General features: G+C 73.7%; 19 protein-coding genes, 1 tRNA gene and 1 pseudogene. 10 read left to right on the top strand and 11 right to left on the bottom strand.

Going from position 1 to position 20,254, the window contains the following annotated elements:
- Nucleotides 1-37: 37 nt before the first annotated feature.
- From ACGFNI_RS22400 to ACGFNI_RS22380, 5 genes are all read right to left on the bottom strand, one after another.
- Nucleotides 38-958 carry an MBL fold metallo-hydrolase gene (locus ACGFNI_RS22400; protein WP_393686282.1) on the bottom strand — a complete coding sequence of 307 codons (921 nt, stop codon included), beginning with the start codon at nucleotides 956-958 and terminating at the stop codon, nucleotides 38-40.
- Nucleotides 959-1,159: 201 nt separating this feature from the next.
- Complete coding sequence (locus tag ACGFNI_RS22395; RefSeq protein WP_393686281.1) at nucleotides 1,160-1,516, bottom strand: DUF202 domain-containing protein; 357 nt, start codon at nucleotides 1,514-1,516, stop codon at nucleotides 1,160-1,162.
- A 3-nt stretch (nucleotides 1,517-1,519) separates the two neighbouring features.
- A complete protein-coding gene (locus ACGFNI_RS22390; RefSeq protein ID WP_393686279.1) occupies nucleotides 1,520-1,924 on the bottom strand; it encodes a YidH family protein in 405 nt (134 codons plus the stop codon).
- Between the two features lie 49 nt (nucleotides 1,925-1,973).
- Nucleotides 1,974-2,507, bottom strand: a complete 534-nt coding sequence (locus ACGFNI_RS22385; RefSeq protein WP_393686277.1) for an NUDIX hydrolase — start codon at nucleotides 2,505-2,507, stop codon at nucleotides 1,974-1,976.
- An 81-nt stretch (nucleotides 2,508-2,588) separates the two neighbouring features.
- Nucleotides 2,589-3,476 carry a DMT family transporter gene (locus tag ACGFNI_RS22380; RefSeq protein ID WP_393686276.1) on the bottom strand — a complete coding sequence of 296 codons (888 nt, stop codon included), beginning with the start codon at nucleotides 3,474-3,476 and terminating at the stop codon, nucleotides 2,589-2,591.
- 208 nt (nucleotides 3,477-3,684) lie between these two features.
- On the opposite strand from ACGFNI_RS22380, the gene ACGFNI_RS22375 reads away from it, so the two are divergent.
- The 5 genes from ACGFNI_RS22375 to ACGFNI_RS22355 all read left to right on the top strand — a co-directional run bounded on the left by ACGFNI_RS22375 (nucleotide 3,685) and on the right by ACGFNI_RS22355 (nucleotide 10,339).
- Nucleotides 3,685-5,340: an FAD-binding dehydrogenase gene (locus tag ACGFNI_RS22375; protein WP_393686274.1), complete on the top strand. Its 1,656-nt coding sequence runs from the start codon at nucleotides 3,685-3,687 to the stop codon at nucleotides 5,338-5,340.
- 351 nt (nucleotides 5,341-5,691) lie between these two features.
- Nucleotides 5,692-6,642, top strand: a complete 951-nt coding sequence (locus ACGFNI_RS22370) for a hypothetical protein (RefSeq protein WP_393686272.1) — start codon at nucleotides 5,692-5,694, stop codon at nucleotides 6,640-6,642.
- A gap of 43 nt (nucleotides 6,643-6,685) precedes the next feature.
- Nucleotides 6,686-8,320, top strand: a complete 1,635-nt coding sequence (locus tag ACGFNI_RS22365) for an APC family permease (RefSeq protein WP_393686270.1) — start codon at nucleotides 6,686-6,688, stop codon at nucleotides 8,318-8,320.
- 73 nt (nucleotides 8,321-8,393) lie between these two features.
- Nucleotides 8,394-9,038 (top strand): helix-turn-helix domain-containing protein, encoded by a 645-nt coding sequence (locus ACGFNI_RS22360; protein ID WP_393686269.1) that lies wholly within the window; start codon nucleotides 8,394-8,396, stop codon nucleotides 9,036-9,038.
- Nucleotides 9,035-10,339, top strand: a complete 1,305-nt coding sequence (locus ACGFNI_RS22355; protein ID WP_393686267.1) for an MFS transporter — start codon at nucleotides 9,035-9,037, stop codon at nucleotides 10,337-10,339. The genes ACGFNI_RS22360 and ACGFNI_RS22355 overlap by 4 nt, the downstream gene beginning before the upstream one ends.
- A gap of 30 nt (nucleotides 10,340-10,369) precedes the next feature.
- Here the strand turns inward: ACGFNI_RS22355 and ACGFNI_RS22350 are convergent, their stop codons facing one another.
- A complete protein-coding gene (locus ACGFNI_RS22350) occupies nucleotides 10,370-10,771 on the bottom strand; it encodes a (2Fe-2S) ferredoxin domain-containing protein (RefSeq protein ID WP_393686266.1) in 402 nt (133 codons plus the stop codon).
- Nucleotides 10,772-10,915: 144 nt separating this feature from the next.
- On the opposite strand from ACGFNI_RS22350, the gene ACGFNI_RS22345 reads away from it, so the two are divergent.
- On the top strand, nucleotides 10,916-12,301 hold the full coding sequence (locus ACGFNI_RS22345; protein ID WP_393686264.1) for a cytochrome P450: 1,386 nt from the start codon (nucleotides 10,916-10,918) through the stop codon (nucleotides 12,299-12,301).
- Nucleotides 12,302-12,347: 46 nt separating this feature from the next.
- Here the strand turns inward: ACGFNI_RS22345 and ACGFNI_RS22340 are convergent, their stop codons facing one another.
- Together ACGFNI_RS22340 and ACGFNI_RS22335 are read right to left on the bottom strand one after the other, a co-directional pair.
- The gene (locus ACGFNI_RS22340; RefSeq protein WP_393686262.1) at nucleotides 12,348-13,022 is read right to left on the bottom strand and encodes an HAD family hydrolase; all 675 of its coding nucleotides are present in this window, start codon (nucleotides 13,020-13,022) and stop codon (nucleotides 12,348-12,350) included.
- Between the two features lie 127 nt (nucleotides 13,023-13,149).
- Nucleotides 13,150-13,237: transfer RNA gene (locus tag ACGFNI_RS22335), tRNA-Leu, on the bottom strand.
- 309 nt (nucleotides 13,238-13,546) lie between these two features.
- Between ACGFNI_RS22335 and ACGFNI_RS22330 the strand changes: the two genes are divergently transcribed.
- The 3 genes from ACGFNI_RS22330 to ACGFNI_RS22320 all read left to right on the top strand — a co-directional run bounded on the left by ACGFNI_RS22330 (nucleotide 13,547) and on the right by ACGFNI_RS22320 (nucleotide 16,159).
- A complete protein-coding gene (locus tag ACGFNI_RS22330) occupies nucleotides 13,547-14,872 on the top strand; it encodes a M20/M25/M40 family metallo-hydrolase (protein WP_393686260.1) in 1,326 nt (441 codons plus the stop codon).
- A 150-nt stretch (nucleotides 14,873-15,022) separates the two neighbouring features.
- Nucleotides 15,023-15,256, top strand: coding sequence for a chaplin ChpH (gene chpH, locus ACGFNI_RS22325; protein ID WP_393686258.1), 234 nt, complete (start codon nucleotides 15,023-15,025; stop codon nucleotides 15,254-15,256).
- A 141-nt stretch (nucleotides 15,257-15,397) separates the two neighbouring features.
- Nucleotides 15,398-16,159, top strand: a complete 762-nt coding sequence (locus ACGFNI_RS22320) for a chaplin family protein (RefSeq protein WP_393686256.1) — start codon at nucleotides 15,398-15,400, stop codon at nucleotides 16,157-16,159.
- A 131-nt stretch (nucleotides 16,160-16,290) separates the two neighbouring features.
- Here ACGFNI_RS22320 and ACGFNI_RS22315 read toward each other — a convergent pair whose 3' ends face one another.
- Nucleotides 16,291-16,479 carry a DUF5703 family protein gene (locus tag ACGFNI_RS22315; RefSeq protein WP_006607658.1) on the bottom strand — a complete coding sequence of 63 codons (189 nt, stop codon included), beginning with the start codon at nucleotides 16,477-16,479 and terminating at the stop codon, nucleotides 16,291-16,293.
- Between the two features lie 47 nt (nucleotides 16,480-16,526).
- Between ACGFNI_RS22315 and ACGFNI_RS22310 the strand changes: the two genes are divergently transcribed.
- Entirely contained in the window at nucleotides 16,527-17,213 is a 687-nt protein-coding gene (locus tag ACGFNI_RS22310; RefSeq protein ID WP_393686254.1) for a hypothetical protein, read from the top strand.
- A gap of 193 nt (nucleotides 17,214-17,406) precedes the next feature.
- Here ACGFNI_RS22310 and ACGFNI_RS22305 read toward each other — a convergent pair whose 3' ends face one another.
- On the bottom strand, nucleotides 17,407-19,974 hold the full coding sequence (locus ACGFNI_RS22305) for a helix-hairpin-helix domain-containing protein (protein ID WP_393686253.1): 2,568 nt from the start codon (nucleotides 19,972-19,974) through the stop codon (nucleotides 17,407-17,409).
- Nucleotides 19,971-20,213, bottom strand: a pseudogene (locus ACGFNI_RS22300) (aldo/keto reductase); the annotation flags it as partial. The pseudogene ACGFNI_RS22300 and the gene ACGFNI_RS22305, both read right to left, overlap by 4 nt.
- Nucleotides 20,214-20,254 lie beyond the last annotated feature (41 nt).

The following is a 20,254-nucleotide window of genomic DNA, read 5'->3' as shown; positions in this document are numbered from 1 at the left end:
GACCCGCGACCGGGGCCCGCGCGCCCGCCGCCGACCCTCAGGCGTGGCAGCAGATCGGCACCCCGCCGTTGAGCGCCGTCATGTCCCCGAACCCCATCAGCGCGTCCAGCGGCGCGCCCGGCTCGCCGCCCGCCAGCTCCGCGTACGCGCGGTGCAGGTTGGCCACCAGCCGCTCGCTCTCGGCCAGTTCGGCGAAAGGACCGAGGTCGGCGCCCTTGGCCACCTCCAGCGGCGTCCGCCCGTCCGCCCTGCCCTGCCGCGCCAGCTCGTCGACGAACCGCAGATAGCGCTCGATGCCGTCGTACACCTCGGGCCCGGTCACCGGACCGTGCCCCGGGACGACGGTCACCGCGTCCAGCGAGCGCAGCAGCTCCAGTGCGCGCAGCGACCCGGCGAGCGAGCCCATGAAGACGAACGGGGTGCCGCCGTTGAAGACCAGGTCACCGGTGAAGACGATGCGCTGCTGCGGCAGCCAGACGATCGTGTCGCCCGGGGTGTGGGCCACGCCCGGGTGGATCAGCTGCACCTCGATGTCCCCGACGTGCACGGTGAGGGTGTCGGTGAAGGTCACCGACGGCGGCGTCAGCGGCGTCTCGCCGTAGTCCACATCCGGCCACACCGCGTGCAGTTGGAGCCCGGCGGCGAGCAGCTCGCTGCGGCAGGCGGCGTGCCCGATGACCGTCGCATCGGGCGTGAACACCGCGTTGCCGTAGGTGTGGTCGCCGTGGTGGTGGGTGTTGACGACGGTGCGCGGGGCCGGGGCGCCGCTCTCCGCGATCAGGCGGGCCAGCAGCCGCGCCCGGCGCTCGGTGGCCGCGGTGTCCACCACCAGGGTCGTGCCGCCGTCGGTCACCACACCGGCGTTGTTCAGGCACCAGCCGCCGTCCGGCTGGACGAACGCGCTGACCCCGGGGGCCAGTTCGGTGAGGTAGGGCTCGGCGAGCTGAGGCTCGGTCATGCGGGAGTTCCTCCAAGGCGATGGGTACACACCCGCCGCCCCGGGGAGGGCCGTCACGGCTCCCCGGCCGCGGCGGCGGGTCGCGTCACCGTACCGCCGGAGCCACCCGGGCCCGTCGGCCGGGACACCGCTGTGACCTGCGGCCCGTCGTCGACCTGCGGCCCGTCGCCCGGCGCCGCGGGCGCCCCGGCACAGGACCGCTCACAGTCCGGGCAGCAGCAGGGCCGCGCCCAGGACCGCGAAGGCGACCGTGCAGCCGGCCAGCAGCAGGGCGCTGCGCGGCGCCAGGCGGGGCGGTCGGCCCGCGGCCATCGCTCGCATCCGGCGGTGCGCCACCAGCCCGAACACCAGCCACGCCACCCCCACCAGCGCCACCGCCGCCACCTGGCCTGCCCCCGGCCCCCGGCTCTGCGCCAGCTGCCGGGCGGCCAGCACCGTGACCGCCGTGCAGGACAGGGTGGTACGCCGCCACGCCAGCCGGGTGCGTTCGGGCTGCAGCCCGGGATCCCGGTCGTCCCGTGCCGGCGGCCCGGCGCCCCGGTGCTCTCCCGTGGCCATCGGTCAGCGGGTCCAGCCGAGCGCGACCAGGATCACCATCGCCACCGCCAGCGCCCCGACCCCCAGGGCCAGCAGCGAGGGGAAGCGGGAGACCGGCAGATCCGTGCCACGCCGCATGGCCCGCTCGCAGCGCACCCAGTGGTTCACCGCGCGCACCGCGCACAGCGCCCCGCACACCAGCAGGAAGACGGTGAACGTCACTCGCAGCCCGGGGTGCAGCCCCGGCAGGAACTGGTCCACCGCGAAGCCGCCGCCGACCAGCGCGAGGCCGGTCCGCAACCAGGCGAGCAGGGTACGTTCGTTGGCCAGCGAGAAGCGGTAGTCGGGGGTGGTGCCCTCCTCGCGGACCCGCGCGGGCGAGAACCACAGCCGTACCGCCGCGCCGAGCGACCGCAGTCCGTCGATCATGACCGAAACCCTACCGGCCGGTCCGCGCCGCCCTCGGGCGCGGTGGACATCAGCCCTTCCCGGAGGCGCGCCACTCCAGCATCCGCCGGTACGCCGCCAGCCCGTCCGGCACCCACGGCCACGCGTCGAGGCGCTGCGTCAGCTCGTCATCCGTCAGGAACGTGTGCCAGGCGACCTCCGACTCCTGCGGAGCGACCGGCAGCGTGCAGCGCACTTCGTAGACCGCCGACCACCAGGAGTGCTCGTCCTCCTCGTAGAGGAAGGTGAAGCACGGCTCCGGCTGCCCGAGCCCCTCGACCCCCAGCTCCTCCTCGGCCTCGCGCAGGGCCGCCTCGTCGTAGCTCTCGCCGGCTCCCACGACCCCGCCGACGAACATGTCGTAATGCGAGGGGAAGACCAGCTTCCGGTCGGTCCTGCGGTGCACGAAGATCCGGTCATCGGCGTCCCTGACCAGGACGAAAGCGCACCGGTGCCGCAGGTTGCGGGCGTATGCCTCACCGCGCGGCGCCTGCCCCACCACCCGGTCGCACTCGTCGACGATGTCGAGGATCTCGTCCGCGTTGAGCGGTTGCTGATCAGTCATGGGCCCATGCAATCACCCGCGCGGGGCGGGCCGGGCGGCCGGGAGGGCCCGCACGCCGCGGCCGGGCGCCGGGCCGCCGCTTCAGTGCGGCTGCAACGCGCGCAGCGGGTGGTGCCTGCCCGAGCCCGGCGGCATCGCCGGGTGCCTGCCGATCAGGACGATGCCCACGACGATCGCCACGATCCCGGCCGCCTCCCAGGCCAGCGCCCCGGGGGTCAGCCGGAGCCGGTCGCCGAGGAACCCCACCCCGCAGGCGATCCCGGCCAGCGGCTGCGCCGCCGTCAGCGCGGGCAGCGACAGCCGCAGCGGCGCCGACTCGAAGGCGCTCTGCACCAGGAGCAGCGCCGTCACCCCGAGCACGAGAACCGTGTACGGCTGCCAGCTGGTGGCGATCGCCGGCCAGCCGCCCCGCGTGAACAGATCGCCGCTCATCCGGGTCAGCGCGTCCTGGAGCCCGTAGAGCAGTCCGGCGGCGACACCGAGCAGCGCCGCCTCCAGGGCCAGCCACACGCGCTTGGCGCAGGCCGTCAGCAGCAGGGCGGTGCCCAGGACGATGCCCATGATCAGCCACTGGACCAGCGGATCGGCCGCGCTGCGCCCGCCGTGCGGCCGGCCCGCCACGATGAAGGCCGTGACACCCCCGGCCAGCAGCCACAGGCCGGCCCACCCGCTGCGGCCGAGCCGCTGCCGGGTCAGCCACCGCGACAGCGCCATCGCGAACAGCAGGTTCGTCGCCAGCAGCGGCTCGACCAGCGTGATGTCGCCCATCCCCAGCGCGAAGGCGCCGAGCGCCATGCCGCACACCATCAGCCCGATGCCGGCCAGCCAGCGCGGCATCCGCATCAGATCGAGCAGCAGCCGCGGGGAGAGGAAGTCCTTCATGGGGGCGTGCTGCGCCGCCGCCTGCTGGAAGACGAAGCCCAGCCCCAGACAACAGGCCGCGCCCAGGGCCAGCAGGATCACCGTCACGTCGCACACCTCGTATCGCGCGGGGTGGAGGTGTGCCTGAGGATAGCCACCCGACGGCCCGGGTGCGGTGGCCGTCGTCACCCCGGCCTGCCGCGGCGGCCGTGCTGACCGGTCGGTAGCACGTGGTTGACGGCGGTGGCCGGGGCGCTGAGGATCGGATCACCACGGCGGCCGGGGCGTCCGGCGCGCCCCGGTGAGGAGAGCTGAGATGGCGTACGACGCTGATGTGATCGTGATAGGCGCGGGTCTGGCGGGCCTGGCGGCCACCGCGGAGCTCGTGGACGCGGGCCGCAAGGTGATCCTCATCGACCAGGAGCCCGAGCAGTCCATCGGCGGGCAGGCCCACTGGTCCTTCGGCGGCCTCTTCCTCGTCGACTCTCCCGAACAGCGCCGGCTGCGGATCCGCGACAGTCACGCCCTCGCCTGGCAGGACTGGCTCGGCACCGCCGGATTCGACCGCCCCGAGGACCACTGGCCCCGCAAATGGGCCGAGGCGTACGTCGACTTCGCCGCGGGCGAGAAGCGCTCCTGGCTGCACCGGCAGGGCCTGCGGCTGTTCCCCGTCGTCGGCTGGGCCGAGCGGGGCGGCTACGACGCGACGGGGCACGGCAACTCCGTACCGCGCTTCCACATCACCTGGGGGACGGGGCCCGGCATCGTCGCGCCGTTCGAGCGGCGGGTGCGCGCCGGTGTCGCCCGCGGCCTGGTGGAGCTGCGCTTCCGGCACCGGGTGACGGGGCTCGCGCGCAGCGCGGGCAGCGTGGACACGGTCAGTGGCGAGGTCCTGGTGCCGTCGGCCGCCGAGCGCGGCACGCCCAGCAGCCGCGAGGTGGCCGGCGCCTTCGAGCTGCGCGCGCAGGCCGTGATCGTGACGTCGGGCGGCATCGGCGGCAACCACGACCTGGTGCGGGCCAACTGGCCCGAGCGTCTCGGCACCCCGCCACGGCGGATGCTGTCCGGGGTGCCCGCGCACGTCGACGGCAAGATGCTGGGCATCGCCGAGGCGGCCGGCGGCCGGATCATCAACCGCGACCGCATGTGGCACTACACCGAGGGCATCGACAACTGGAACCCGATCTGGCCGATGCACGGCATCCGGATCCTGTCGGGCCCTTCCCCGCTGTGGCTGGACGCCACCGGCAAGCGGCTGCCGGTACCGCTCTTCCCCGGCTTCGACACCCTCGGCACCCTCGAACACATCATGCGGACCGGCCATGACCACACCTGGTTCGTGCTCACCCGGAAGATCATCGAGAAGGAGTTCACGCTCTCCGGATCGGAGCAGAATCCGGATCTGACCGGAAAGAGCATCCGCGACGTGCTCGGCAGGGCCCGCGGCGGCGCGCCGGGCCCGGTGCAGGCGTTCATGGACCACGGCGTGGACTTCCTCGTCGAGCGGTCGCTCGGCACGCTGGTCCGCCGGATGAACGAGCTGACCGGCGAGCCGCTGATCGACGAGGCGGCGCTGCGCGGCGAGATCGTCGCACGCGACCGCGAGATCGCCCACCCCTTCACCAAGGACCTCCAGGTCACCGCGATGCGCGGGGCCCGCAAGTACCTAGGCGACCGGCTGATCCGCACCGCGGCCCCGCACCGGCTGCTCGACCCCAAGGCGGGCCCGCTGATCGCCGTACGCCTCAGCATCCTCACCCGCAAGACGCTCGGCGGGCTGGAGACGGACCTCTCCTCGCGGGTGCTGGGCGAGGACGGCGCCCCTCTGCCGGGTGTCTACGCGGCGGGTGAGGCGGCCGGGTTCGGCGGCGGCGGCGTGCACGGCTACCGCTCCCTGGAGGGCACCTTCCTCGGCGGCTGCCTGTTCTCCGGGCGCACCGCGGGCCGGGCGGCGGCGAAGGCGGTGGCCTGACGGGGTGTCAACCGGCGCCCCCGGCGCGCCCGCGCCCGTCCTGAGTGAGTGGTCAACACCCTGGAAGGCAAGCGGAGTTGACGGATTCGGTCATTCGCCGCACAGCCTTGACGCCGGGCAGTGCCGCCCGCTTTGCTGTGCGTGACCAACCGGTGGCGGACAGGGCACGGATCCTGCACATGCGGGCCGCGCGACGGAGCCGGACACCGTGCCCCGAGGGCGCCCCGCACGGGTGACGCCGCCGCGCCGGGAGGCCGGGGCAGGTGCGGGCGGACCGGCCCGCCCGGCCGCCAGGGACGACACACGGTGAGGTGAACGCGCGGTGCAGCACGTCATGGAGGCACCCCTTCCATGACCCCTCCGCCGCCACCCCTGGGCCGCCCCCGCCGCAAGGACGCGCCGGTCCTCACCCCGGACCTGGGCGACACCCAACTCGTCGCGGCAGCCGACGCGTTGGCCCACGGCAGATGGATGCGGGTGCGCACCCTGCTCGCCGGGACCGGCGAGGACTGGGACCGCAGGGGGCACCGTCTGGTCGTGCTCGGCGCGACACCGGGCGCCGCCGCCTGGGCCCGCGAGTGGCTGCTCGCCGAACCCGAGAGCGGCGACGCCGTGACCCTCGCCGCCCTCGCCGCCGTGCACCTCGCCCTGCACGGCAAGGAGGACACCGAAACGGCCGAAACCGCCTGCCGGACCGCGGCCCGCATGTTGCCCGCCGACCCCACCCCCTGGCTCGGCTCCCTCCTGCTGGCCCGCCACGGCGGCACCCCCGACAGCCGCGAGCAGGCGTTCGACCGGATCAGGGCCCGCCACCCCGATCACCACCACGCCCACCACCTCATGGCGGCCTGCCTCGCCGAACACCAACAGGGCACCGCCGACGACCCGTTGCACCAGGTCTACGACTTCGCCGCCTGGGCCGCCGAACAGGCACCCGCCGACTCCCCGCTCGCCGTGCTGCCCGTCGTCGCCCACGCCGAGCGCTACCGCGTACTGGCCGCGGCCGGCGCCGCACCCCGCGACCCGCGGGACTCCGCGCACTGGACCACCCGCCGCGCCCGCCAGGCCATGAAGACCGCCTTCGACTGGTGGCTGGAGTGGGAGGGCGAGGACCACCCGCGCGGCAAGGTCGACCTCAACTTCCTCGCCCACGCCAAGTTCCACGAAGGCCGGATGGCCGAGGCGGCGGCCCTCTTCCACCGCATCGGCCCCTACGTCACCCCGGCGCCCTGGTCGTACCCGGACCGCGACGCCCGCAAGGCGTTCAAGGCCGCCCGCGACACCGCGTTCCGCTCCACCTGACCCGGCGCCGCTCGTCCCGCCCCACGGAAAGGACAACCCCGCCATGCCGACGGGCAGTTCGGGAAGTACGCGCAGCGCCGCCACCGCGCACGGCACCGGGCGGCCGGACCGCCCCGGGCGCGCGATCAGCACCTTCAAAGGGCAGGAACGCGCGCTGCGGGCCGGCCGGATCGGCACCCCGGGACTGCTGCTGTCCGTCCTCGCCGCCAGCGCCCCGCTGATGGTCGTCGCCGGGGTCATGGTGACCACCTATCAGGTCATGGGGATCGTCGGGCAGCCGCTGCTGTTCGTCATCCTCGGCGTGGTCATGACCCTGTTCGGCGTCGGCTACGCCGAGATGAGCCGGCACGTCCACAACGCCGGAGCCTTCTACGCCTGCATCGCCCGCGGCCTCGGCGGCACCGTCGGATCCGGCGCCTCCTTCGTCGCCCTCGCCGCCTACAGCGCCCTCCAGGTCGGCATCTACGGCATCTTCGGCTTCGAGGTCGCCGGACTCCTCGGCCGCTACCTGTCGGTGACCGTCGCCTGGTGGATCCCCGCGCTGGCCGGGGTGGCCGTCATCGGAGCGCTCGGCGCCCTGAAGACCGACCTCAACGCCAAGGTGCTCGGCGTCCTGCTCGTCATCGAGGTCGCCCTGATCGCCGTCTCCGACGTCGCGTTCGCCGCCGCACCGGGACCGCAGGGCCTGTCCCTGCACGCCTTCGACCCGTCCGCACTCGGCGGGGCGGGAATCGGCACCGCCCTGTGCTTCGCCGTCGCCGCGTTCGTCGGCTTCGAACAGGCCCCCGTCTACGCCGAGGAGACCAGCCGCCCGCAGACCGTCGTGGCCCGGGTGATGTTCCTCGCCGTCGGATTCGTCGCGGTGTTCTTCGCCGTCAGCTCCTGGCTCATCGGCGTCGCCACCGGCCCGGGGAACGTCGTCGCCGCGGCCGGCAAGGAGGGCCCGGAGCTGATCTTCTCGCTCACCGGGCCCCGGCTCGGCGCCGCCTTCACCGATGCCCTGCACCTGTTCTTCGTGACCGGGATCTTCGCCTCGATGCTCAGCTTCCACAACGTCGTGGCCCGCTACGCCTTCGCGATGGGCCGCGAGGGCCTGCTGCCCGCCGCCCTCGGCAGGACCGCGAAGTCCAACGGCGCCCCGGCCACCGGCTCCCTGCTCCAGACCGTCGTCTCCGCCGTCGTCGTCCTCGGCTTCACCCTCGGCGACCACTCCCCGGCAGGCGACCCCGCCACCCCCGTCCTCGCCCTCTTCACCTGGGGCGGCAACGTCGGCGCGCTCGGCGTGATCCTGCTGATGGCCACCGCGTCCGTCGCCGTCATCGCCTTCTTCGTCCGCCGCGGCGCGGGCCGCGCCCAGGCCGCCAGGCTGCTCGCCTCCGGCCTCGCCGCGCTGGCCCTGCTGGCCGTACTGGCCTACGCCGTCAAGGACTTCGACGTCCTGGTCGCCGCGGATCGGAGCTCCGCGCTGCGGTGGCTGCTGCCGTCGCTGATCGGCGTCGCGGCCCTCGTCGGCCTCGTCCACGGCCGGGTGCTGCGGGTGCGCAGGCCGGCCGTGCACGCCAGGATCGGCCTGGGCAACGAAGCCTTCCAACTGGAGAAAGCGGCCGGAGAGGGCCACGGAACACCGCCGCCCGCGCCGCACCGCGCCGCCCCGAAGAAGCGCCGACCAGGCCCGTGACGGCCACCTCTGCAACCCCCTCGGTTGCAGAGAAACCTCTGCAAAGGACCCTCTGCCTCCCTACCCTGGGCACATGACCGAGGCCCACGAGCAGCCCACGCCCCCGGGGCAGGAACCGGCACCCTCCGGCGCCCGGCCCACCCGCCACCTGGACGCCCGCAGCCTGCGCGGCATCGCCCACCCGCTGCGGATGCGGATCCTGGAACTGCTGACCCTCGACGGCCCCGACACCGCCACCGGACTCGGCCGCCGCCTCGACGAGAACACCGGCACGGTCAGCTGGCACCTGCGGCACCTCGCCGACCACGGCTTCATCGAGGAGGAGACCGGCCGCGGCACCCGCCGCGAGCGCTGGTGGCGCGCGGTCGCGGCCACCCGCAACCTCGACACCAACCGCTTCCGCGACGACCCCGGCAGCCGGGCCGCACTCGGCATCTACGTCGACGAAATCGTCCGGCAGCAGTTCCGGCAGGTCGCCCGCTACGTCGCCGAGGACTGGGATCCGGCCTGGCGGGACGCCGGAACCCTCACCCAATGGCACGGCCTGCGCCTGACCAGTGACCAACTCGCCGCACTCAACGAGGAGTTGGCCGAGGTCGTGGACCGGCACCGGACGGCGGCACGGCAGCCGCCGGCCGAGACCGGAACCGCGCCGGAGTCCCGGCCCGTCCTCGTCCAGCTGCAGTCCTTCCCCCGCAAGGAACGGCACAGGACATGAGCGGACTGCTGCGCAGGCACCGGGACTTCCGGCTGCTGTGGTGCGGCGAGACCGCGGGAAAGTTCGGCGCCGCGGTCACCGGCGTCGCCCTGCCGCTGGTCGCGGTCGCCACCCTGCGGGCCGGCACCTTCGCCGTCGGCCTGCTCGCGGCGTGCAGCTGGCTCCCGTGGCTGCTGATCGGTCTCCCGGTCGGCGTCTGGGTGGACCGGGTGCGCCGACGGCCCCTGATGCTGGCCGCCGCCGCCCTCTCGCTGGCCCTGTTCACCGCCGTCCCCCTGATCGCCGCCGCAGGCGGGCTCACCATCGGCCTGCTGATCGCGCTCGCCCTGCTGGCGGGCGCCGCCGCGGTGGTCTTCCAGACCGCCTACAGCGCTTACCTCCCCGTCCTCCTCGCCCCCGCCGACCGCGCGGAGGGCAACGCCGCCCTGCACGGCAGCGCGTCGGCCGCACAGATCGCCGGACGGGGGGCGGCCGGCGCGCTCATCCCCTGGGCGGGCGCGGTCGGCGGGCTCTTCGCCCAGGCGGCGGCCTTCCTGGTGTCCGTCCTGTGCCTGCTGGGCATCCGCCACCGCGAGCCCCGTCCGGCCACCGCTCCCGGCGGCCCGCGCTCCGTGACGGCCGAGGTCGCCGCGGGGCTGCGACTGGTCGCCCGCGACCCGTGGTTCCGTACGCTGACGCTCTTCGGCGCCGCGTCCAACCTCGCCCTGATGGGGTACCAGTCGCTGCTCCCGGTCTTCCTGGTCCGCGAGGCCGGCCTGCCGCCCGCCGCCGTCGGCGGACTGCTGGCCGCGGCCGGCGCGGGCGGGCTGGCCGGCGCCTTCCTGGCCCGCCGGGCCGCCGACAGGTTCGGCACCGCCCGCGCCACCCTGCTGTGCGAACTGCTGCTGCCCTTGCCGGTGTTGCTGATCCCCCTGACGTCCGCGGGAGCCGGCGCCCTGCTGTACCTCGCGGGCGGAGGTGCCGTCTCGGCCGGTGTGGTGGCGGGGAACATCATCAAGGCGGGCTTCCAGCAACGCCGTTGCCCACCGCACCTGCTCGGCCGGCTCACCGCCTGCGCCGCCTTCCTCAACTACGGAACGCTGCCGCTGGGCGCCCTGCTCGGCGGCGCACTCGGCTCCCTGCTCGGCGTCCGCACCGCGATGTGGATCACGACGGCGGGTGTCCCGCTCGCCGGCCTGATCCTGCTCTGCTCCCCGGTCCGCCGGGTCCGCGAGCTGCCGGGGGCCGACCCCGGTCCCACCCGGGGGAGCGCAACCGCCCCGGCGGCCGACGGGATGCACCCCGCGCAGCCCACCGCATGAGCACCGGGCCCGGCCTTACGACCTGGGGAGTCAGCTCTCCAGCGCCTCCCGCACGCGCCGCGACACCGTGAACGCGTACAGATCGAGCACCCCGGGCGGCGGCGCGATGCCAGGACCGCCCGCGCGGATCCACGCCGCGATGTCCGCCAGCGCGTCGTCGTCGTTGACCAGACCCAGCCACACCGGCCGCCCGCCCGCCGCCCGGCCCGCGGCCGACGGCTGCACCACGACCACGTTGGCCTGATCGCAGACGTCCAGACACTCGGAGGCCCGTACCGGCGCGGCACCCGCGAGCGCGGCCCGCAGCCGGGGTATCTGCCCGGCGTGATCAACACCCGGGATCTTGGCGCCGTCGCCGCAGCAGCAGCCACGGCAGACGGTGACCCGGCAGGGTGTCTCGACGGCCGCCCGGCCGGAACGCTTGGAGCTCATTGCCCCCATGCTACGGGGGCGCCCCGCCCGGCCCCACGGGCCGTCGCCCCCGCCGCGACGTCCCCCGGCCGCCGCACGCCGCCGAACCCCGTCCACCGCGTCAACACCGCGGTACACGACGGCATTTCGGGATAGGAATGCGGCATGACATCCCTCACCGCCCCCACCGGCGCCGCCGTACCGGGCCCGGCCGGCCTCCCCGTCATCGGCTCGATGCTGGACCTGCGGCGGGACTCGCTCGCCGCCTTCCTGAACGCCCAGCGCGCACACGGCGACGTGGTACGGCTCCAGGCCGGCCCGCCCGGCCTGCGCAGCGTCTTCTACGCCGCCTTCGCACCCGAGGGCGTCCAGCAGATCCTGGGCTCCGAAGCCGCCAACTTCCGCAAGGACCACCCGCTGTACGAAGAGGTCAGGCAGGCACTCGGCAACGGCCTGCTCACCAGCCAGGACGAGGACTACCTCCGGCAGCGGCGACTCGTGCAGCCGCTCTTCACCCGGCGCCGGGTCGACAGTTACGCCGCGGCCGTCACGACCGAGGCGGCCACCGTCGCCGACCGCTGGCGCACCGCGCGGCACGCCACCGTCGACGTGATGAGCGAGATGAACCGGCTCGCGCTGCGCACCGTCTCCCGCATCCTCTTCGGCACGGACGTGGAAGCCGCCGTCGACGCCGTCGACCGCTGCCTGCCGGTCATCAACTCCTACGTCGTCCGGCGTGCCTACGCACCCCTGACCCTCCCCAGGGACTGGCCGACCCCCGGCAATCGCAAGGTCATGGCCGCCATCGGCGAACTGACCGCCGCCTGCGACCGGATCGTCGCCGAGCGGCGCGCGGCACCCGGCGGCGCCGGACAGGCCGCCGACGCCGACCTGCTGTCGCTGCTCGCGGCGGCCGGCAACGAAGCCGACGGCTCCCTCGACGCGACCGAGGTCCGCGAACAGGTGCTGATCTTCCTGCTGGCCGGCCACGAGACCACCGCGACCTCCATGGCCTTCACCCTGCACCTCCTCGCCCGCCACCCCGAGCAGCAGGAACGGGTCCGCGACGAGATCGACCGCGTCCTCGGCGACCGCACCGCCACCGCCGCCGACCTGGAACGCCTCCCGGAACTGACCATGGCACTCAAGGAGGCGATGCGGCTCTTCCCGCCTGCCCCGGTGATCAGCAGGCGCGCCGTCCGGGCCACCGAGATCGGCGGCCACCCCGTCCCCGCGGGCGCCGACGTGATCGTCTCGCCCTGGGTGACGCACCGCCACCCCGGCCTGTGGGACGACCCGGAACGCTTCGACCCGCAGCGCTTCACCCCCGAACAGGAGGCCGCCAGGCACCGCTACGCCTGGTTCCCGTTCGGCGGCGGCCCGCGGGCCTGCATCGGGCAGCACTTCTCGATGCTGGAGTCGGTACTGGCCCTCGCGACCCTGCTGCGCGCCTACGACCTGGAGGCCGTGGACCACGACGTGCCGGTCGGCGCGGGCATCACCCTCCAGCCGATGGGCACCGCCCGCGTCCGGCTGCGCCCGCACGGCTGACACCCACGGCCGCGGCCCGCCACCCGCGCGGCGGCGGGCCGCCACCTCAGAAGTGCTGCAACAGCTCGCCGAACGACGCCAGTTGCAGCACCTTCTCGTCGTCCGGGTCGATGTCGCCGTGCTCCAGCGACCAGGTCCTGTCGTGCGGGATGAACACCGCGTTCAGACCGGCCGACCGAGCGGGCAGAATGTCCGACTTCGGGGAGTTGCCGATCATCCAGGTCGTCTCCGGAACCAGCTGATACGCCCGCTTCAGCTCCTCGTACGTGGCCACGTCCTTCTCCGCGACGATGTGCACGTCCCGGAAGTGCCCGGTCAGCCCGGACGCCGCCACCTTGCGCCGCTGCTCGTCCGCCTCGCCCTTGGTCAGCATCAGCATCTCGTGCCGCCCGGACAGCTCGGCCAGCGTCTCCGGCACCCCGGTGATCAGCTCCACCCGGCTGTGGTCGAACGCGGCGGCCCACCCCGAGATCCGCGCGGATTCGGCTGCCGTCGCGGCCCGCCCGCGCAGCTCCACCAGGCACTCCCCGAGACTGCGCAGGAACACCTTGCCGCCGTAGCCGTGCGTCAGCGCGTTCGCCGCCTCGATCCCGTCGAGGACGGCCCGCGCCTGCGCCCTGTCGAGCCCGGGGCGCACCATCCACCCCAGGAATTCGTCGATGATCCGCTCGAAGATCACGTTGTTCTCCCACAACGTGTCGTCCGCATCGAAGATCAGCACCGGCCCGCCCTCTTTCCCGCACTCCACCGACCTGCGCACCCTACTGATCCGACCCCGGCGAGCGCACCGGAATAAAGCGCGAGCGCACCGGAAAAAGCAAAAGACCCCAGATCAACTGGGGTCTCGCTGGTGTCCGAGGGGGGACTTGAACCCCCACGCCCGATAAAGGGCACTAGCACCTCAAGCTAGCGCGTCTGCCATTCCGCCACCCGGACAAGGTGTCTGCCGTACCGGCTGGGCCGTTCCGACAGGGAAAACAATAGCAAACCTTTCGGGGTGGTCGATCACCCGCACGGGGAGCCGGGAGCGGGGCTGTGACCAGGGCATGTCGGGAGTATTTCGGCCTTGGGCGCAGCGGCGGGGAGAGGGAGGATGGCAGTGGACCCCGCCGCGGACCGCGCTCCCCCGAAGGGGCGTGACGCGGCCGTGAACCCCAGAGGAGGCAGTGTGAGCGAGCTCTGCGAGCGAACCATGGAGAGGTGCGAGCCCCGCGGAAACGCGGCCGAGCGAAGCGAGGTTCCGGCATGAGCGAGTCGCAGCCGGCCCGTACGGTCACCGGCGAGGACGAGGTCGTCGACCTCTGCCGGGATCTGATCAGGATGGACACCAGCAACTACGGCGACCATTCGGGCCCCGGTGAGCGCGTGGCGGCCGAGTACGTCGCGGAGAAGCTCGCCGAGGTCGGTCTCGAACCGCAGATCTTCGAGTCGCACAAGGGCCGGACATCGACCGTCGCCCGGATCGCGGGCGAGGACCCCTCCCGGCCCGCGCTGCTCATCCACGGGCACACCGACGTCGTACCGGCCAACGCCGAGGACTGGACCCACCACCCCTTCTCCGGCGAGATCGCCGACGGGTGCGTCTGGGGCCGCGGCGCGGTCGACATGAAGGACATGGACGCCATGACGCTGGCGGTCGTCCGGGACCGGATGCGCTCCGGCCGGAAGCCGCCGCGGGACATCGTGCTGGCGTTCCTCGCCGACGAGGAGGCGGGCGGCACCTACGGCGCGCGCTACCTGGTCGACAAGCACCCCGGTCTCTTCGACGGTGTGACGGAGGCGATCAGCGAGGTCGGCGGCTTCTCCTTCACCGTCAACGAGAACCTGCGGCTCTACCTCGTCGAGACGGCGCAGAAGGGCATGCACTGGATGAAGCTGACCGTGGACGGCACCGCCGGGCACGGTTCGATGATCCACCGGGACAACGCCATCACCGAACTGTCCGAAGCGGTCGGCCGGTTGGGCCGGTACGAGTTCCCGGTACGGGTCACCAAGACGCTGCGGCACTTCCTGGACGAGCTGGGTGACGCGCTGGGCACCGAGCTGGACCCGGAAGACATGGACGGCACGCTGGCCAAGCTCGGCGGCATCGCCAAGCTGATCGGCGCCTCGCTCAAGAACACCGCCAACCCGACCCAGCTCGGCGCCGGTTACAAGGTCAACGTCATCCCGGGACAGGCCACCGCCCACGTCGACGGCCGTTTCCTGCCCGGCTACGAGGAGGAGTTCCTGGCCGACCTCGACCGGATCCTGGGCCCCCGCGTCGTACGCGAGGACGTGCACGCCGACAAGGCGCTGGAGACCACCTTCGACGGCGCCCTGGTCGACGCGATGCAGTCCGCGCTGCGCGCCGAGGACCCGATCGCGCGGGCGGTGCCGTACATGCTGTCCGCGGGCACGGACGCCAAGTCCTTCGACGACCTGGGCATCCGCGGGTTCGGGTTCGCGCCGCTGAAGCTGCCGCCCGAGCTGGACTTCGCGGGCATGTTCCACGGTGTGGACGAGCGGGTGCCGGTGGACGGGCTCAAGTTCGGTGTGCGGGTGCTGGACCGCTTCATCGACCAGAGCTGATGGACCGTAACAGGAGCAAACTGTCTGCTACTTGTTCCTGCTTCGCTGGAAAGAGTGAATACCGCGATCTGTTCGTAGCTTGAATGCCCTTCGCCTCGTTGCAGTGTGTGCGGTCCGCGGCTGGGATCGCATTGCCAACAAGGAGGAAGAATGATCAAGAAGGTCGTCGCTGCTGCGGCGCTCACCGGTGGTTTCGTGCTCGCCGGCGCGGGCCTGGCCGTTGCCGACTCGGGCGCTCTGGGTGGTGCCTCGCACTCCCCGGGCGTCGTGTCGGGCAACGTGATCCAGGTGCCGGTGCACGTCCCGGTCAACGTCTGCGGCAACACGATCTCCGTGGTCGGGCTGCTGAACCCCGCCTTCGGCAACACCTGCATCAACACCTGAAGTTGCACTTGAACCCGTAAGGGTCTGCTCCCGGTCGGCTCCGGAATGCGCCACTCGCGTTCCGGGGCCGCTGGGGATTTCGGCAGGCGGGGCGACCGTGCACCGCCCGCATTCCAAAGGAACAAGGCAGGGGAACAACCTATGAGACAGGTCGCACGAAAGGGCCTGATCACCGTGGCGGCTGCCGGTGGCGTTCTCGTCGCCGGCGCGGGTTTCGCCCACGCGGACGCGGGAGCCCAGGGCGGAGCGGCAGGCTCACCCGGCGTCGCATCCGGAAACACCATTCAGGTACCGGTCCACGTACCGGTGAACGCGTGCGGGAACACCGTCAGCGTCGTCGGACTGCTGAACCCGGCATTCGGCAACACCTGCGCCAACGGCTCCCAGAGCGGAGGCCACCACGACAAGGGTGATCAGCCCGCCAACGGTGACCAGCACGCCAACCAGGGCGGCGGACACCAGGGCGGGCACGGCGGTTCCGGGGCCCAGGGCAGCGCCAAGGGTTCGCCAGGCGTCGGCTCGGGCAACAGCATCCAGGCGCCGATCGACATCCCGGTCAACGCCTGCGGCAACAGCATCGACGTCGTCGGACTGCTGAACCCCGCGTTCGGCAACGACTGCGGCAACGACGCCAAGGTGCCGCCGACGAGCCCGGAGAACCCCGGTACGCCGGGCAAGCCGGAGCAGCCCCGTACCCCGTCGACGCCGGAGCACCCCTCCACGCCGAAGACGCCGGAGCTGCACGTGCAGACCGCATCGCACGTGAAGATCGCGACGCCTGAGCCCGCACAGGAGCTCGCGCACACCGGCGCCGGATCGATCGGGTACGCGATTCCGGCCAGCGCGGGTCTGCTGCTCGGCGGAGCCGTGCTCTACCGCAAGGCGCGCACCGCGCGCAGGTGATCACCGCACCCGGCATCGCATGACGAAGCGGGCTCCGCATCAGCGGGGCCCGCTTTGCCGTGCCAGGACCCCGGCCGCCCGCAACCGTTCCACCGCCGGGGCGACGGTGCGTCACCGGCGGGCACTTCAGGTCACCACGTGGCGCGAAGCTGGCGGATGATCCGGCGGCGCAGCCGCACCTTGCGGCTGCCGTCGGGGTTGAGGCGGAGTCGGTCCAACTCCCAGTGTCCGTACTCGGCATGGTCGGTGAGCAGGCGTGTGGCGGCCTTGCGGGAGACCCCCCGAGGCACGTACACATCGCAGAATTCGTATTCCGGCATCGCATCTATTGTGCGGGACCGGCCCCGGTACGGATAGCGTCTGCACTATGTCTGATGCTGCGCAGCCTTCCGCTGCCGAGGTACGTGCCGCCGCCGAGGCGGTCAAAGCCGCACTGGACCGTCACCTCGACGCGGTGGAACGCCGCTCGGGGCAGGACGATCCCGCCGTCTACGCCGCGTTCGACGAACTCGCCGCCGCGGCCGAGGTCTACGACGAGCTGCTCTACGACACCTACGACGAGGTCACGCCCTTCGAGATCCCCGGGAGCGACCATCTCCCCTCCTACAACGGGCCGGAGGAACCCAGTGCGCTGAGCGTCCTGATCCGGCGCGATTACGCGGTGGCCCAGCCGCAGCGGCTGCTGCATCAGGCGCAGCGCATCGCCGATCTCGATCCGGAGGCCGTGGACGACGCGGCGGACGGCAGCGGCGAGGCGGGCTCGGCCGCCGCGGTGGTCGGGACCAGCGTGTACGCCGCGCTCGGTGTGCTGTTCGGCGAGTTCGAACCGGACGAGATCGCCTCCCGGCACAAGGAGTTCGGCCTGGAGGAGGGCGATTCCACCCTCTGGGTCGCCGCCGCCGACGACCTCGCGGAACCGGGCGAGTGGCTGTCCGTGCCGTTCGACGACATCGACCCGCAGCAGGTGGTCTGCCGCTTCGATGTCAGCGCCGTCTTCGACGAGGAGCTGGACGAGGACGAGGACGCGGCGGACCCCGTCGAACGGGGTCGTTGAGCTGCGGCCGATGGCGGGCGGGGCCGGATGCCCCGGCGGACGCGGCTGGGAGCCCGTCTCCGCCCGCCTCGGCCGGAACCCGTAAGAACCCGTAACCGGAGCCGCGTAATGCTGCCCCGGTCCGTCGGGAGGGCGTATCGCTCTCCGACGGGCCGGGGCAGCGGCGTGCCCGGTCCGTCGGAGAGGGCGGGGTTCAGCCCGCGGCTGCCGCGTCGGCCGTGGCCTGGACGCTCTGGAGTTGCAGCAGGGTGCGCAGCCGGGTGGTGCGCTCCTTCACCGGTACCTCGGCGATCGCCTTGGGCAACGCCTGGTCCACTCCCTGCACCACCGACAGATGGCGCTCGCCGCGGCTGAACGCGGTGTAGACCCAGGACCGGGTCAGGCCGCGCGCGGCGTCGCCCGGCAGCACGACCACGGCGGCGGGCCAGCGCAGGCCGGCCGCCTGATGCGCGGTGAGCGCCCAGCCGTGCCGCAGCGCGCCGGAACCGACCCGCTCGCGGGGCACCAGGACGGCGCTGCCGCCGCAGTCGAGCCGCAGGCCGTCCTGGTCCGCGCCGGTGACCGTGCCGGGCAGGATGCGGCCGGGGGCGGGGGAGTAGGCGACGCGGTCGCCGGGGTCGAATCCGCCGAAGCGGCCGGGGCCGGGATTGAGCCGTTCCTTGAGCGCGGCGTTGAGCGCGCGGGTGCCGGCCGAGCCGCCGTGCCCGACGGTGATGACCTGCGTCTGCTCCGGGGGGACGCCGAGCGCCCGCGGCACCGAGTCGGCGACCAGCTGCACCGTACGGTGCACCGCCTCCGGCGCGTCGCGCACCGGGACGATCACGACCTCCTTGCCGGGCGCGTCGACCTGGCTCAGCTCGCCGATGCCGATCCCCGAGACCAGCTCGCCGATCGGGCCGAAGTCCGGGGTGCGGGAGGCGACCTGGGGACAGCAGCGGGCCGCGATGAGGTCGGCGAAGAGGCGGCCGGGACCGGCGGACCACAGGACTCCGGGGTCGCCGCTGAGCACAAGGCGCGACCCGTCGGTCAGCGACTCGATGAGCATCGCCGCCGTCTCCAGATCCAGCTGCGGGGCATCGAGCACGACCAGCAGATCGAGGGCGAGCGCGCCTTCCGCGTCCCTGCCGGGGCCTTCCTGGCCGGAGAGCAGCCCGGCGACGGTGACCGCCGCAGCTCCGGGGGCGCCGGCGCCATCGGCTGCCGGGTGCGCGGTGTTCTCCGCCAACTGCGCGGCCAGCCGTTCGCGGCCGTTCGCGCTGTGCGTGGCGCCGTAGGCCCGCAGGCCCAGCGCGCGGGCGGCGGCGACCAGGGCCGCCGGCTCGGCGCGTGCCGCCTCGGCGCCGGTGTGCGCCACGAGCCCGCTGCGGGCCGCGGCCCGGATCAGTTCCGCTGCCGACGGCGACGGGGCCGCCGCCGCGGCGCCCTCCCAGTCCGCCGCGGACGGCCGCACCCGGTGCGCCGCCGCATCCTCAGGACGCTCCGGGGTGGCCTCCGCGTCCGGCTGCGGCGCATCGGCCGGCCGGTTCTCCTCCCGGCCCTCCTCCGCGTCCGGCTCTTCGGAACCGCCGTCCTGCGGGGCGCCATCGGCCGCGGAACCCGCGCCTGCTTCGTCGCCGTCGGCAGCGGACTCCGCGTCCTCCTCGCCGCCCCCGGCCACGGTGTCCGGACCGTCCTCCGCGTCGAAGGTGTTGAGCAGCCGCGCCAGGCCGTCGGCGACGCTCTCCTCGGCCATCGCGAACCGGTCGAGCCCCAGCAGGACCCGGACCGGTGTTTCCTCTTCCTCGTCGTCGGCCGCGGGCCTGGCCCGGCCCGGGGTGTCGATCGCGTCCTGGAAGACCAGGACGGCGCCGTCGGCGAGCGCGGTCTGGAGCGCTTCGTCGGGATCGGGGACGGCGCGCTGGGCCAGCGCGGCGCGCAGCGCGGGCGCCTCCAGGGCGGAGTGCCCGGCCACGGCGGCCTGCTCCAGCAGCCAGACGACCAGCGCCTGTGCGCGCCGCTCGTCGCCCGGCCCGCAGTCGGGGCCGAGCAGCGCCCGCGCGAACGCGTCGGCCTGCTCGGGGCGCACGCCGGGCACGGCCAGCAGCCGCCAGGGGTCCTCGCTCAGCTCCTCGCCCGCCCGCTCGCCGAGCAGCTCCGCCGCCTTCTCGGCCAGCGCCTCGGGGGCGCCGCCCGCGGCCAGGACCTGGCGCACCCCGTCGACCCCAGGGGACGTCGGCCGGACCGTGCTCTCCGGGGCGGGGGCCGCGGCGCCGGGGGAGCCGACGGGGCCGCCCGCTTCGTGCGCCGGGGCGGCCGGGTGGTGCTGCGGTGCGGTGTCCGCCGGGGCGCGCTGCGGCGTCACCTGCGGCGCCGGGGCGTCCGGGGGCGCGGCTGCGTCACGGGGCGGGGCGGCGCGGGCGGCGGGCCGCGGGGTGCTGTTGAAGAACGAGGCGGCCGAGCGTTCGCCGCTCTCCACCGCCCGCACAGCGGCGGCCAGCGCCGCGGCGGAGGCCGCGGGTCCGGCCTTCGCCTCCCGCGCCGCCGTGGAGCCGTCGGCCGCCGCACCGGCCTCCTGACCTGCGCCCTGGCTGCTGTCCGCGGCGCCACCGGTCTCCTGATCCGCGCCTTGGCTGCCGTCCGTTGTGGCACCGGCCTCCTGACCCGAGTCCTGGCTGCCGTCCGCGGCGGCCGGCCCGGAGTCCTGGTCCGACGGGGCCTCGGCGGGGCTGGGCGTGGCCTCCTGCTCGGGCGCGGTCTCGCCGGCGGGGCGGTCGGTACTCACAGCGTGCTCCAGTTGTGATCGGGATAGTGGTGCACCGGAGCGGACACCTCGTCCAGCGCCCGGCTGATCTCGTCAGGAAGACTAAGGGTCTCCACCGACAACGCCGCTCCGAGCTGCTGCGCGGTGCGCGCGCCCACGATCGGGGCGGCCACACCGGGACGGTCACGCACCCAGGACAGCGCGACCTGGAGAGGTGCGACGGCCAGGCCGTCGGCGGCCGTGGTGACCGCGTCGACGAGGCCGATGCAGGACACCCGCAGGCCGGTACGTCCGAGGTGCC

The sequence above is a fragment of the Streptomyces sp. NPDC048644 genome (assembly GCF_043199105.1).
In the GTDB taxonomy this organism is placed as follows: Bacteria; Actinomycetota; Actinomycetes; order Streptomycetales; family Streptomycetaceae; genus Streptomyces.
Note: the sequence above shows the minus strand (reverse complement) of the source record. Positions and strands in the feature narration are given on the sequence as shown.

Coding starts and splice junctions, on each gene's coding strand:
- ACGFNI_RS22310 (WP_393686254.1), top strand. CDS start 16,527: ATGTCTGATGCTGCGCAGCCTTCCGCTGCCGAGGTACGTGCCGCCGCC.
- ACGFNI_RS22320 (WP_393686256.1), top strand. CDS start 15,398: ATGAGACAGGTCGCACGAAAGGGCCTGATCACCGTGGCGGCTGCCGGT.
- ACGFNI_RS22375 (WP_393686274.1), top strand. CDS start 3,685: ATGGCGTACGACGCTGATGTGATCGTGATAGGCGCGGGTCTGGCGGGC.
- ACGFNI_RS22390 (WP_393686279.1), bottom strand. CDS start 1,924: ATGATCGACGGACTGCGGTCGCTCGGCGCGGCGGTACGGCTGTGGTTC.
- chpH (WP_393686258.1), top strand. CDS start 15,023: ATGATCAAGAAGGTCGTCGCTGCTGCGGCGCTCACCGGTGGTTTCGTG.
- ACGFNI_RS22345 (WP_393686264.1), top strand. CDS start 10,916: ATGACATCCCTCACCGCCCCCACCGGCGCCGCCGTACCGGGCCCGGCC.
- ACGFNI_RS22385 (WP_393686277.1), bottom strand. CDS start 2,507: ATGACTGATCAGCAACCGCTCAACGCGGACGAGATCCTCGACATCGTC.
- ACGFNI_RS22355 (WP_393686267.1), top strand. CDS start 9,035: ATGAGCGGACTGCTGCGCAGGCACCGGGACTTCCGGCTGCTGTGGTGC.
- ACGFNI_RS22400 (WP_393686282.1), bottom strand. CDS start 958: ATGACCGAGCCTCAGCTCGCCGAGCCCTACCTCACCGAACTGGCCCCC.
- ACGFNI_RS22365 (WP_393686270.1), top strand. CDS start 6,686: ATGCCGACGGGCAGTTCGGGAAGTACGCGCAGCGCCGCCACCGCGCAC.
- ACGFNI_RS22370 (WP_393686272.1), top strand. CDS start 5,692: ATGACCCCTCCGCCGCCACCCCTGGGCCGCCCCCGCCGCAAGGACGCG.
- ACGFNI_RS22330 (WP_393686260.1), top strand. CDS start 13,547: ATGAGCGAGTCGCAGCCGGCCCGTACGGTCACCGGCGAGGACGAGGTC.
- ACGFNI_RS22395 (WP_393686281.1), bottom strand. CDS start 1,516: ATGGCCACGGGAGAGCACCGGGGCGCCGGGCCGCCGGCACGGGACGAC.
- ACGFNI_RS22360 (WP_393686269.1), top strand. CDS start 8,394: ATGACCGAGGCCCACGAGCAGCCCACGCCCCCGGGGCAGGAACCGGCA.
- ACGFNI_RS22350 (WP_393686266.1), bottom strand. CDS start 10,771: ATGAGCTCCAAGCGTTCCGGCCGGGCGGCCGTCGAGACACCCTGCCGG.
- ACGFNI_RS22315 (WP_006607658.1), bottom strand. CDS start 16,479: ATGCCGGAATACGAATTCTGCGATGTGTACGTGCCTCGGGGGGTCTCC.